Genomic DNA, 13,003 nt, shown 5'->3' with positions numbered 1-13,003 from the left:
TCATGCTGATCGACGTGTTTCGCTTGAGCGAAAGCCGCTCCGCCCCTAAGTCGGCCTCATGACGTCGACCAATGATATCCGCCGCTCGTTTCTCGACTATTTCGAGGGCCAGGGCCATGCCCGCGTCCCCAGCGCGCCGCTGGTGCCGCACAACGATCCCACGCTGATGTTCGTGAATGCGGGCATGGTGCCGTTCAAGAACGTGTTCACCGGCCTCGAAACGCGCCCCTACAGCACCGCGACCAGCAGCCAGAAGTGCGTGCGCGCGGGCGGCAAGCATAACGATCTCGACAATGTCGGCTATACCGCCCGGCACCACACCTTCTTCGAGATGCTCGGCAATTTCTCGTTCGGCGACTATTTCAAGGAGCAGGCGATCACCCATGCCTGGACGCTCCTCACCAGGGAATGGGGCCTGCCCGCAGAGAAGCTGACCGTGACGGTGTACCACACCGACGACCAGGCGTTCGACCTGTGGAAGAAGATCGCCGGGCTGCCCGACCACAAGATCATCCGCATCCCGACCAAGGACAATTTCTGGGCGATGGGCTCGGATGGACCGTGCGGCCCCTGCTCGGAGATCTTCTACGACCACGGCGAGCATATCTATGGCGGCCCCCCGGGCTCGCCCGAGGAAGATGGCGACCGCTTCGTCGAGATCTGGAACCTCGTCTTCATGCAGTTCGTGCAGGAAAATGACGCGATCGTCGGCGACCTGCCGCGGCCGAGCATCGATACCGGCATGGGGCTGGAGCGCATCGCCGCCGTGCTCCAGGGCGTCCACAACAATTACGACATCGACACGTTCAAGGCGCTGATCGACCAGTCGGCGGCGCTGACCGGAACCTCGGCGAGCGGCGAGCAGGTCGCCAGCCACCGCGTCATCGCCGATCACCTGCGCTCCTCGGGCTTCCTCGTCGCCGACGGCGTGCTGCCGGCGAACGAGGGCCGCGGCTATGTGCTCCGCCGCATCATGCGCCGCGCGATGCGCCATGCGCACCTGCTCGGCGCCAAGGATCCGCTGATGCACCGGTTGGTGCCGTCGCTGGTCGCCGAGATGGGCGCCGCCTATCCCGAGCTGGTCCGAGCGCAGCCGCTGATCGAGGCAACGCTGCTCCAGGAGGAAACCCGCTTCCGCCAGACGCTCGCCAACGGCCTGCGCCTGCTCGACGAGGCGACGCAGGGGCTGAAGGCCGGCGATACGCTGCCGGGTGCGACCGCGTTCAAGCTCTACGACACGTTCGGCTTCCCCTATGACTTGACCGAGGACGCGCTGCGCGTGCAGGAGATCGGCGTCGACCGCGCCGGCTTCGACGCGGCAATGGCCGAGCAGAAGCGTGCCGCCCGCGCCGCCTGGAAGGGCTCGGGCGAGAAGGCGTCGGAAGAGCTGTGGTACGACCTCGCCGACGAGCTCGGCGGCACCGAATTCACCGGCTATGTCAGCACCGAGGGCGAAGGCCAGGTGGTGGCGCTGGTCAAGGACGGCGCGCGGGTCGAGAAGGCGGCTGCTGGCGATACGGTGACCATCCTCACCAACCAGACGCCCTTCTATGGTGAGAGCGGTGGCCAGATGGGCGATGTCGGCATGATCGGCAACGACAAGCTGCGCGCGCTCGTCGACGACACGTCGAAGCCGCTCGGCCGTCTGCATGCCCACCATGCCAAGATCGAGAGCGGCGAAGTTGCCGTCGGCGACGCGGTGCATCTCTCCGTTGACGTCGAGCATCGCGACCAGGTCCGCGCCAACCACTCGGCGACCCACCTGCTGCACGCGGCGCTGCGCAAGCGGCTCGGCACCCATGTCAGCCAGAAGGGCAGCCTGGTGGCGCCCGAGCGACTGCGCTTCGACTTCTCGCACCCCTCCGCGCTGACCCCCGAGCAGATCGCCCAGGTCGAGGCCGATGTGAATGCGCAGATCCGCCACAACGGCACGGTCGAGACGCGGCTGATGACCCCGGACGATGCGATCGCCGCGGGCGCGATGGCGCTGTTCGGCGAGAAATATGGCGACGAGGTCCGCGTGCTGTCGATGGGTCTGGGCGAGGATGCGTCCTACTCGGTCGAACTGTGCGGCGGTACGCACGTCAATGCGACGGGCGACATCGCGATCTTCAAGATCGTCTCGGAAAGCGCCGTCTCCTCGGGCGTGCGTCGTATCGAGGCGCTGACCGGCGAAGGCGCGCGACTTTGGCTGAACGCCCGCGACGAGCGGCTGCGCGAGGCAGCGGCGGCCCTCAAGACCGCGCCCGACGACGTGCCGGCGCGCGTCGCCGCGCTGGTCGAGGAACGCCGCAAGCTCGAGCGCGAGCTCGCCGAGGCCAAGAAGGCGCTGGCGCTCGGCGGCGGTGCCGGCGCGGCGCCGGCGGGTCCGGAGCAGGTGAACGGCATCAATTTCGTCGGCCAGGTGCTCGACGGGCTCGAGGCCAAGGCCCTGCGCGGTGCGGTCGACGAGGCCAAGGCGCGGATCGGCAATGGCGTGGTCGCGCTGGTCGCGGTGAACGAGGGCCGTGCATCGGTCGCGGTCGGCGTCACCGACGGCATCGGCGTCAGCGCGGTGGACCTGGTGAAGGTCGCCGTCGCGGTGCTCGGCGGTCAGGGTGGCGGCGGCCGCCCGGACATGGCGCAGGGCGGCGGTCCGGACGGGACCAAGGGCGCCGAGGCGCTTGCGGCCGTGAAGGCGGCGCTGGCAGAGGCTGTCGTCGCCGCCTGATCAAAAGGGTCAGCGCCCGGGGGCGTAGCCGTCCTCGGGCAGCACCCAGATCGCCGTTTGGCTCATCTCCGGACGCAGCAGGCCGTCGATGGTGACATTGACGGTCAGTTCGCCGGCGCCGGCATCACGATAGCAGCGCTCATGCCCGGCGAGCGGTTGGAGCGCTTCCATCAGCTTGAGGCGGGTGTTGGCCTCCAGCGCAGGGCTCAGCGCGGTGCCGTTGCTGGTGAGCTTGCCGCTGTTGAAGTCCGCGGGGCGGATGCGGCTGCACACCATGCCGTCGCGCACCTGGCCGAACGTGGCATATTCGAGCACGATCAGCGGGTCGCGGTTGACCACGCCGGTAACCAGCGCGTCGAACGCGCCGTCGCCGCGCAGCGTGTAGTGGACGATAGTGCCGCAGGTACGCGCGCTGCGGTCGGGATCGATGCAGCGGATACGCCCGGCCTTGGCCGGGGCTAGCGGATCGGGAACGGCTTCGGCCTGCACGGGGGCGAGCAGGGCGAGGGCGAAGAAAAGCAGCATTGTGATCAGACCTTGTCGGGTTCGGCGGTGGCGTTCAGCCGCGAGCGCGTCAGCCGCGGGTCGCGTTGTAGACCGGCGGCTTCCTTGATCGAGCGGCGCATCTCGTCGCGCTTTTCGTGGATCGATGCAATCACCGGCCCGACGCCGAGGCCGAGATCGACCAGCAGCGCCTCCGAAAGTTGCAGCGAACTCTCCAGCGTCTCCGGCACCGCATCGGTGGCGCCGGCGCGATAAAGCTCGGCAGCATGGCCGGCATCGCGGGCGCGGGCGATGATCGGCAGCGTCGGCACCCAGCCGCGCACCCGCTTGGTGAGCCGCACGGTGAGCACCGGATCGTCCATGGTCAGCACCAGCGCACGCGCGCGGCCGAGCTGGAGCTGGTCGACCAGCTCGCTGCGGGTGACGTCGCCGAACAGCACATGGAAGCCGGCACGGCGCGCGCGGACCACCGTGTCGATATCGGCATCGACCGCGACATAGGGCTTGTCGTGGCGGCGCAGCATCTCGGCGACGGTGCGGCCGACGCGGCCGAAGCCGATCACCACCGTGCCGCTCTCGATATGGGCGAGGTCCTCGTCGGCGATCTGCGCGCCATTCTTGCCCTCGATCTTGCGCGCGATGCTGCGCCCCGCCTTGGCGAGCAGCGGCGTGGCGGTGAGGCCGATCGCGGTCACCGCGCTCCAGAACGCGGCGGTGCCCGGCGCGATCAGTCCGGCGGCACCGGCGACGCCGAGCACGATCAGCGTGGTCTCCGATGGGCTCGCCATCAGCACGCCGGTCTCGGCGGCCGTACCCATGCGCGCACCGGACCAGCGCAGCAGCACGGTCGTCACCGCGACTTTGACCACCATCACCAGCACGCTCGCCCCGAACAGCGCGACCCAGTTGGCGGCGACGAAGCCGAGATCGAGCTGCATGCCGACGGTGAGCAGGAACACGCCGAGCGCGAGGCCCTTGAACGGCGCAGTGATCGCTTCGACTTCGCCGTGATATTCGGTCTCGGCGATCAGCAGGCCCGCGATCAGCGCGCCGACGATCGGCGAGAGGCCCGCGGCCGTGGTAGCGAGGCTGGCAACGATCACCACCAGCAGGCTGGCGGCGAGGAACAGCTCGGGGCTCTTGGTCCGCGCGGCCTGGGCGAACATGCGGGGCAGCACGATGCGCCCGCCGACGAACAGCGCGACGACGGTCGCCGCGCCGATGCCCAGTGTCATCAGCAATTTGGTGACGCCGGCACCATCGGGGTTGGGTGCCATTGCGCCGAGACCGAAAATGATCGGCACCAGCGCCAGATCCTCGAACAGCAGCATCGCAAAGGCGGCGCGGCCGACCGGGCTGGTCGTGCCCGCAATAGGGATCACCAGCGCGGTGGAGGAGAGGGCGAGTGCGAGGCCGAGCCCGATCGCGCCACCGGTACTCAGGCCGGTCAGGTACAGCAGTGCCGCGAGGATCAGCCCCGACCCGAACAGCTCCGCCGCGCCAGTGCCGAATACCAGCGCGCGCATCGCCCAGAGCCGCTTGAACGAGAGTTCCAGCCCGATCGAGAACAGCAGCAGGATGATGCCGAACTCGGCGAAGGGCTCGATCGAGTGCGCGTCGGAGATGGTCAGGTAATAGAGCCAGGGCGCCCGGCCGACCAGGCTGCCGAGCCCGAACGGCCCGACCAGCAGGCCAGCGAGGATGAACCCGATCACTGGGCTGATGCGAAAGCGCGCAAAGGCGGGAATGACGAGGCCCGCAGCGCCGAGGATTACCAGCGTATCGCTGAAGCCGTGGTTGGACAGGCTCAGCATGCGATGTCCCGGTGGCGAGGTGCAGGCGCGGGGCGGGGAAGGGAGGAACAGAAAGGCCGATGGCCGGTGGCGGATTTTGCTCGCTCGGTCATGCCCCTTAGAGACGATGCGAGGCCCGGCATTGCAAGTAGAAAAGCCCGCCAGTGGCGGGCTTTTCCGTAGCTTTACGTAGAGGGAGGCGGCTTACTGCCAACTGCCCATCGCAGTCTCGAGGTTGACGCGGATCGCCTCGAAGAACTGCTCGGTGGTCATCCAGGCCTGGTCCGGGCCGATCAGCAGCGCGAGGTCCTTGGTCATCTTGCCGCTCTCGACGGTCTCGATGCAGACCTTCTCCAGCGTCTCGGCGAAGCGGGTCACCTCCGGGGTGCCGTCGAACTTGCCGCGATACTTGAGGCCGCCGGTCCAGGCGAAGATCGATGCGATCGGGTTGGTCGAGGTCGACTTGCCCTGCTGGTGCTGGCGATAGTGGCGGGTGACGGTACCGTGCGCCGCTTCCGCCTCGATCGTCTTGCCATCTGGGGTCATCAGCACCGACGTCATCAGGCCCAGCGAGCCGAAGCCCTGCGCGACCTGGTCCGACTGGACGTCGCCGTCATAGTTCTTGCAGGCCCAGACGAATTCACCGTGCCACTTGAGCGCCGAGGCGACCATGTCGTCGATCAGGCGGTGCTCGTAGACGATACCGGCGCTCTGGAACTGGTCCTTGAACTCGGTCTCGAACACCTCGGCGAAGATGTCCTTGAAGCGGCCGTCATAGGCCTTGAGGATCGTGTTCTTGGTCGACAGGTACAGCGGCCAGTTGCGGCCGAGCGCATAGTTCATCGAGGCGCGCGCGAAATCGCGGATCGACTCGTCGAGATTGTACATGCCCATGGCGACGCCGGCCTGCGGGAAATCGAACACCTCGTGCTCGATCGTCTCGCCATTCTCGCCTTCCCACTTCATGGTCAGCTTGCCCTTGCCGGGCACCTTGAAGTCGGTCGCCTTGTACTGGTCGCCGAAGGCATGACGGCCGACGACGATCGGCTTGGTCCAGCCTGGGATCAGGCGCGGGACGTTCGAGATCACGATCGGCTCGCGGAAGATCACGCCGCCCAGGATGTTGCGGATCGTGCCGTTGGGCGACTTCCACATCTTCTTGAGGCTGAATTCCTCGACGCGCTGCTCGTCCGGGGTGATCGTCGCGCACTTCACGCCGACGCCGTACTGCTTGATCGCATTGGCCGAATCGATGGTGATCTGGTCGTTGGTCTCGTCGCGCTTCTGCACCGAGAGATCGTAATACTTCAGATCGATGTCGAGGTACGGAAGGATCAGGCGCTCGCGGATCCATTCCCAGATGATCCGCGTCATTTCGTCGCCGTCGATCTCCACGACGGGCGTTGCTACCTTGATCTTCGCCATAAGCTCGCTTTCCTGAGACAGGTTGGTTCCCGGCAGCGTCTAGGGGCAAGGGCAGGGGGGATCAAGCGCCTCGAACAGCGCCCGATCCCGCCCATGGCGTCAAAGCGGCGCCTCAGCCGCTGGTGGTGCCGATCACATTGTCGTCGGAGTTGCGATCGATCCGCACATTGTACGGATCCGCACCTGCAAACGCCGGCTTCGCCTTGGTATGCAGCGTGATGGTCTGCACGCCGGTGCGGATCGGCAGGCGCTGGAGCAACAGCACGTCCTTGGCGGCGAAGCTGCCGCGGCCGGGCATCGCCAGGAACGCGCCGAACTCGGCGTGCTCGGCCATCGGCGCCTCGGTCTCCTTGCCCCTGCCGTCGGCGTAGAGCTTGTGCGCCTCGATCGTCAGCGTGGTGCGCCAGCGGCCGTCGGGCATCTTCTTCACCACCGCCGAGCGGGTCTTGATGTCGTACAGCGTGATGCGCTCGAACAGATCGGTGATCAGCGCATTCTCGGCCGGCGTCGCGCCGACGCGGAATTCGGCGATCAGGTCGAGGCTGCGCGGATAGGGCGGGCCCTGGAAGCGCCACCTGGCGTCATAGCGCTTGAGCGCCGCGTTGACCCGCGCCTCGCCCAGCTCGTCCTTGAGCCGGTACATGGCGAGACTGCCCTTGCGATAATGGATATAGGGCTGGTTCTCGACGCGCGCGAGCGGCAGTTCCTCGATCACCTCGCCGCCGCGGCTGCGTAGATAGCGGTCGAGCTCGTACTTGAGGAAGCGGCGGATCTGGTCGCGGCCGTAGAGGTGCTCCATCACCATCAGCGACGAATATTGCGCCAGCGTCTCGACGCCCATGGTCGCGCCCTGGTTGTCCGAGGTGACGACCTGGTGCGCCCACCATTGGTGGCCGAGCTCGTGGGCCGCGACATAGGTGACGTAATCGATCTTCTCGGGGTCCGACAGGTCGGCGATGAAGCCGATGCCTTCCGAATAGGGCATGGTGCCGGCGAACGCCTGGGCGAACTGGGCATAGTCCGGGAACTCGATGATCCGCGCCTGGCGGAACTGATAGGGCCCGAATGCCGGCTGGTAATAGTCCAGCCCGTGGCGGAAGGCGGCGAGCATCCGGTCGACATTGGCGCCGTGCTGGGCGTCGTAATAGACCGCCAGATCGATGCCGTTGTGCTGGAGATGCTTTTCCCGGTAGCGGGCCGACTGCACCGAATAGAAGTTGAGGATCGGCACCGTGGTGACGAACCGCGCGGTGCGGCGGCCACCCTGGGTGCGATCGGCCACCTTGTCGCCCGGCGCGATCGGCGTCTGGTCGGCATCGGTCGAAACGGTGATGTCGGTCTTGATCCAGTCGGTGTGGAAGGCGCTGAACCGGGTGCCGGCCAGGTCCTCGAGCTTGGGCGGGCGGAGTTCGGAGGAAAGGCTGTATTTGCGGCGCTTGGCGCGGTCCTGCAGCATGCCGGAGCGATCGATGCCCAGCACCGGCACGAATTCCGCATTGTTGACGAAGGTGCCGTTGGTGACGACGCGGGTGTCGTTGCCGCCATTGGCGAAGCCACGCTGGCGCCGCTCGGTGCGGAAGTCGAGCGTGGTCGTCCCGCCCGGCGCCAGCGGCGTAGCGAGACGGTAGATGCGGTACTGGAAGCGGGGAAAGTCCTTGGCGACGGTGCCGCCCGGGATCGTCACCGATATCAGCCTGGTCATCCGATCGCCCATGCGGACATGGATGGCATCGAGCGGCTTGCCGGTGCGATTGACCAACGTCAGCCGGCCGGCGGCGGTCAGGCCCGGTTGCTGCGGACGAATATCCACCGCGACGCGTACCGCCGCGATCGAAGGCTGGGGCACGCGCTCGAACGGCAGCAGCGTCTTTTCATATTCGGCGAGTTCGCGCTCGTCGCTGACCGGCGTCCGGTAGATGTTCCAGACATGAGTGTTGATATAGACCCACACGCCCGTCGCCACGAACACCGCCAGCGCCGCGCCGCCAAGCAGGCCTGCGCCACTCGCGAGCTTGCGCGGCAGGCGGCGGAGGCGCGGCAGCAGCCGCGTCTCGGTACCGCGCCGCCACAAACCGTGGGCGAGCACCAGCAGCAGCACCGCGAAGGCCGACCAGTAGAGCCGCAGCCACCAGGCGCCGATCCAGAAGGTCCCCTGGCCGTTCATGTCGGACAGCGGCACGCGTGGGCCCTGGGCGTAGTTGTACAGCACGTCGCCGAAGCCGAGATTGCCCAGCGTCATCCGGCCGATGATGTAGACCACCATCAGTCCCCAGCCGACGAACTTGTGCGGGCTGAGCGCCTGGAGGAACACCGCCAGCACCGCGAGCAGGGCATAGTCGACCGTCTCGGGCAGCACGTACCAGAGCAGATATTTGCCCAGCTCGAAATGGCTGTAGCTATGCACCAGTTGCATGATCATGCCGCCGAGCACGCTGACGACCAGCGTCGAGAACAGCACCAGCGTCACCGCCAGCGCCTTGGGTAGCACGAACGCCCAGTCGGGGATCGCGCTCGCGTCGACGATCTCGTGCATCTTCCGGTCGCGCTCGCGCCAGACGAGTTCGCCGGCATAATAGATGGCGATGATCAGCGGGATCAGCCCGAAGGCGCCCTTGAGCAGATCGATCACGACGCGCGTCGCCGGCACCACCGGCGTGCCCACGATCTCGCCGAGATCTGTCAGCGACGCCATCGCATTGAACAGCCCGAGCGCGAGCAGCACGAAATAGGCCGGGCTCTTGAACACCTGCGCCATTTCCAGCCGGGTCCGCACGGCGAGCTGGGCCCAGGCAGTGGCGCGGTCGTGGCGCGGCATCGGCAGCGGGCCTACGGGGCGGGGGGCGTCCATGGTCTCGGATACGGCTGCCGCGGCCTTGGCCGCCTTGCGCGCCTGCTTGGACGGGCGGGTCGAGAAGCCGAACCGGGCATAGGCGAGCGCCAGTGCGGCCGCAGCGACGCCGAGGACGATCAGCCGGTTCCACAGGACCAGCCCGGCGAGCGGGATGGTGAGCGTGTTGCGATCGGCTGCGGTCCAGTATTTGGTCAGGTAGCTGGTCGCGCCGACGCCGAACGGCTCGCCATAGGCGCCGGCCAGTTCATAGGCGGGGTTGCGATCGAGCACGAGGCTGGCGACAAAGAACAGGATCAGGAAGGCGACCACGCCGACATAGGTGGCCATCATCGATCGGGTGATCGTCGCCAGCGCGAAGAACATCGCCGAGGTCAGCAGGATGTTGGGCAGCGCCAGCACCACATAGGCGGAGAGATAATAGCCGAGCTGGTTCGGCCCGAGCGTTTCGGGGTCCACCCAGGGCATGTGGCTGCCGATCCACACCGCAAACGGCACCGCGAGGAAGCCGAGCGCCGCCGCCAGGAAAGCGCCGGCGAAGCGGCCGAACAGATAGGCGCTCTTGGTGACGCGGGTGGCGCGGACGATCGGACCGAAGCCGGTTTCGTCGTCGCGGACCACCACGTTCGCGACGAATGCGGTTGCCACGAACATGTAGAACAGCGTCAGGATCTGCATCATCTGCGCGATCGCGAACGGCGCGTTCTTGTGGACGTTGCCGCCCGAGCCGATCCGGATCTGGTCCACCGTGGTCGCGCCGAAGGCGAGCAGGAAGAAGATCACGATCGCGACCCAGAAGACCGGGTTGCGGCGCTGGTAGCGCCACTCGAAGCCGAGGATGCCGGCGAACATGGCCACCTCCCTCAGGCAGCGCGACGCGAGGCGTCGAGCGTCGAGAAATACACGTCTTCCAGCCCGCCCTGCACCGGCGTGAAGCCGTCGCCCGGCACGCCGTCGGCGACGACATGGATGATCGTGCGGCCGGCGAACAGCCGGGTGGAGATCACCCGGTAGCGCTCGCGGTGAGCCTCCAGTTCGTCGCGCGCGATCGTCTTCTGCCACACCCGGCCGCGCGTCTCGTCGATCAGCGCGAGCGGCGCGCCTTCGAGCAGCACCCGCCCGCCGGCGAGCACCGCCATGCGCGGGCAGAGGTCGGCCACGTCCTCGACGATATGGGTGGAGAGGATCACCACGACAGTGTCGCCGATCTCGGCGAGCAGGTTGAGGAAGCGGTTGCGCTCCTCGGGGTCGAGCCCCGCGGTCGGCTCGTCGACGATGATCAGCTGGGGGTTGCCGATCAGCGCCTGCGCGATGCCGAAGCGCTGGCGCATGCCGCCGGAGAAGCCGGCCAGCGCCTTCTTGCGCACCGCCCAGAGGTTGACCTGGTGGAGCAGCGCCTCGACCGTCTCCTTGCGCTCGCCGCGCCTCGCAATGCCTTTCAGCACCGCCATATGGTCGAGCATGTCATAGGCCGAAACGCGCGGGTAGACGCCGAAATCCTGGGGGAGATAGCCGAGCGTCCGGCGGAGCAGCTCGGGGGTGGCGATCACGTCGAGGTCGCCGAACCGGATGCTGCCCGAGGTCGGGGTCTGCAACGTGGCGATGGTCCGCATCAGCGTCGACTTGCCGGCGCCGTTGGGGCCGAGCAGCCCGAACATGCCCGGCGGAATCGCCAGCGTCACCCCGTCCAGCGCCCGGGTGCCGTTGCCGTAGACATGCGTGAGATTGTCGATCTGCAGCATAGGATACTCCCCCGTCGAAATCACGCAGAAAAGCTAGCAGCTGTATTGCCGATGTAAAGCAGTCCTGTGCGGCATGGTTCGCCGTGCTTGGCCCTGCGGAGCCTTCGCCGCATCGCCTCGTTGAGAGCGACGCACCGGCCGCGATTTCCGCTGTCGCCGGCGCTTACCGGGAGCGAAGGAGGAACGATGGCAGACATCGCCGGCTGGCTGGCCCTTGCCGCCACGTGCATCGCCGCCCTGATTACGGCTTCCAATCTCGGCGCGCGCGTCACCGGCTGGGGCTTCGTCGTGTTCACCGTGGGCGCCGGCGCGTGGATCGTCGTCGGCATCGCCACGCACCAGACGCAGTTGCTGTGGAGCAACATCTTCCTCGGATTGGTCGACCTGTTCGGCATCTGGCGTTGGCTGGGCCGCCGCGCCCGCTTCGGCGACGCCGCCGAGGTCGAGCAGGAACGCAGCCGGGAGCGCCCCGGTGAAAACCTCTTCGCCGCCTCCGGCCTCGACGGCATGCCGGTGAAGGGCCGCGACGGCGAGGTACTTGCCTATGCGGTGGATGCCATGCTGGCGTGCGCCGGCGGCGGCCTGTCCCACCTCGTCATCCGCGAGGGGGGCGTGGGCGGCGTCGGCGAAACCCTGCGGCGACTGCCCTGGGCCGAGGTGCGCGTAAAGGACAATGCGCTGGTGAGTACGCTCGACGCCGCCGCGCTGGCGCGGCTGCCCGTGGTCGAATCGCCGTAGAGGAGTGTCCGGTGGCGAAGGGGGTGGCCGTCGACTGCATCGTCTATTATCCTGTTATACCGTTTATGTTCTGAGAGCCTTTCAGTCCGTGCCCCCGCGAATGCCCCCATTTCGCGCGCCCGATTTGAGAGCCGGCTAGGTGCCTGCCTTAGGCGTGCACGCCCGCTTCCAGGCTTCGATGTCGCTCTCCCACTATCCGACGCGCCCAAGGCCGATTCGCACCTGTTTGGGAAGGTGCCGGCCTGCATCTGGCGGTAGATGGTGGCCGGGTGCAGCGAGGTTTCGCGACGGACCTCGGTCATCTTCAGCAGGCGGCCGCTATGGGTCGTGGGTGCGGTGAAGGGCATCAGTTCCGACATGGTTCAGCTCTTTCGGATTGGGGGCGAGCAGCGGTCGCCCATGGTTGGAAATGGCGTGCAACGTGGGTGCGGCTGGCGCCCGCGCGCCTCGCGCCGATCAGCGCCGCGCCGCCTGGGCGCGGGTGAGCAGCAGGACCAGGTGGAGCGGCACGCTGCACAGCGCGGCGCAGACGAGCAGCGTGACGAGCAGCACGCGGGCGGCCCTGGCGATCAGGCGCATGTCCGGCCTCCCCGGCTGCAGGCGGAGCAGCGATCCTGCTCGACCCAGCGGCAGGCGCCGCCTTCGCCGTCCCCGCAGCGATCATGCGCCGAGCAGCCGCAGCCCCGGCAGATGCGCGGGTGGCGGTGAGGCGGCTCCTCGGCGAGCTGCCAATAGACGTCGGGATCGAACGGGAAGGCCCGCAGCAGATGCGCGATCGTGGAGCGATAGAGCGCAGTGCGGCCCGGCGTCTCCAGCCGGCGGAGAAACGCCACGGCGCGCCGGTGATCGGCGCGGCTGTCGACCAGCCGATCGGCGGCTTCCGCGATCGAGAGGCGCGCGGCAACCCGCCGGAGGCGCAGATAGTCCGAAGGGGTGAGGCGCGGTGCCTCCACCAGTTCCGGCCACAGGCTGGGTTGCAGCACCAAGGCGGCGGACACGCGGCGGCGCAACGGCGCGGGGCCGGGCAGGGGCGCGATCATTGCAGCGCCTCCCACAGCAGAACCGCCGCCCAGCCCGCGCCGATGCCGGCGAGCAGGCGCAGGCAGGCGCGATCGAGCGGGCGGAGGATCCAGCGCGTCCGCCGGCACGCCGGGCAGGCGCAGGCGCCCATCCGCAGCGGGCGGGGCGAGGGGGGAGCATAGGCTTGCATCGCGATGGCTTCCTTTCAGGCAAGCGGGGGCGT

General features: G+C 67.7%; 10 protein-coding genes. 2 read left to right on the top strand and 8 right to left on the bottom strand.

Translation table 11 applies throughout. The annotated features are described in order from the left end of the window. Positions 1-58: 58 nt before the first annotated feature. Positions 59-2,710 (top strand): alanine--tRNA ligase, encoded by a 2,652-nt coding sequence (alaS, locus tag CA234_RS16375; protein WP_126002253.1) that lies wholly within the window; start codon positions 59-61, stop codon positions 2,708-2,710. Positions 2,711-2,719: 9 nt separating this feature from the next. Here alaS and CA234_RS16370 read toward each other — a convergent pair whose 3' ends face one another. The 5 genes from CA234_RS16370 to CA234_RS16350 all read right to left on the bottom strand — a co-directional run bounded on the left by CA234_RS16370 (position 2,720) and on the right by CA234_RS16350 (position 11,022). Further along, positions 2,720-3,235: a hypothetical protein gene (locus CA234_RS16370; RefSeq protein WP_126002252.1), complete on the bottom strand. Its 516-nt coding sequence runs from the start codon at positions 3,233-3,235 to the stop codon at positions 2,720-2,722. A 5-nt stretch (positions 3,236-3,240) separates the two neighbouring features. Next, entirely contained in the window at positions 3,241-5,028 is a 1,788-nt protein-coding gene (locus CA234_RS16365; protein WP_126002251.1) for a cation:proton antiporter, read from the bottom strand. A 183-nt stretch (positions 5,029-5,211) separates the two neighbouring features. Then, on the bottom strand, positions 5,212-6,432 hold the full coding sequence (locus CA234_RS16360; RefSeq protein WP_125973634.1) for an NADP-dependent isocitrate dehydrogenase: 1,221 nt from the start codon (positions 6,430-6,432) through the stop codon (positions 5,212-5,214). 112 nt (positions 6,433-6,544) lie between these two features. Next, positions 6,545-10,132 (bottom strand): M1 family aminopeptidase, encoded by a 3,588-nt coding sequence (locus CA234_RS16355; protein ID WP_126002250.1) that lies wholly within the window; start codon positions 10,130-10,132, stop codon positions 6,545-6,547. 11 nt (positions 10,133-10,143) lie between these two features. Beyond that, complete coding sequence (locus CA234_RS16350) at positions 10,144-11,022, bottom strand: ABC transporter ATP-binding protein (RefSeq protein WP_125973638.1); 879 nt, start codon at positions 11,020-11,022, stop codon at positions 10,144-10,146. Between the two features lie 186 nt (positions 11,023-11,208). On the opposite strand from CA234_RS16350, the gene CA234_RS16345 reads away from it, so the two are divergent. Next, positions 11,209-11,760: a PRC-barrel domain-containing protein gene (locus CA234_RS16345; protein ID WP_126002249.1), complete on the top strand. Its 552-nt coding sequence runs from the start codon at positions 11,209-11,211 to the stop codon at positions 11,758-11,760. A gap of 456 nt (positions 11,761-12,216) precedes the next feature. Here the strand turns inward: CA234_RS16345 and CA234_RS25260 are convergent, their stop codons facing one another. Genes CA234_RS25260 through CA234_RS24420 form a run of 3 tightly spaced genes read right to left on the bottom strand, consistent with a single transcriptional unit; the run spans position 12,217 to position 12,970 of the window. After that, positions 12,217-12,339, bottom strand: a complete 123-nt coding sequence (locus CA234_RS25260; RefSeq protein WP_277600090.1) for a hypothetical protein — start codon at positions 12,337-12,339, stop codon at positions 12,217-12,219. Then, complete coding sequence (locus tag CA234_RS16335) at positions 12,330-12,800, bottom strand: hypothetical protein (protein ID WP_125973642.1); 471 nt, start codon at positions 12,798-12,800, stop codon at positions 12,330-12,332. The genes CA234_RS25260 and CA234_RS16335 overlap by 10 nt, the downstream gene beginning before the upstream one ends. Beyond that, positions 12,797-12,970, bottom strand: a complete 174-nt coding sequence (locus tag CA234_RS24420; protein ID WP_164521851.1) for a hypothetical protein — start codon at positions 12,968-12,970, stop codon at positions 12,797-12,799. The genes CA234_RS16335 and CA234_RS24420 overlap by 4 nt, the downstream gene beginning before the upstream one ends. Positions 12,971-13,003 lie beyond the last annotated feature (33 nt).

The organism is Sphingomonas sp. ABOLE (genome assembly GCF_003950455.1).
GTDB classification, from domain to species: Bacteria; Pseudomonadota; Alphaproteobacteria; order Sphingomonadales; family Sphingomonadaceae; genus Sphingomonas; species Sphingomonas trueperi.
This window is presented reverse-complemented; position numbering and strand designations above follow the sequence as displayed.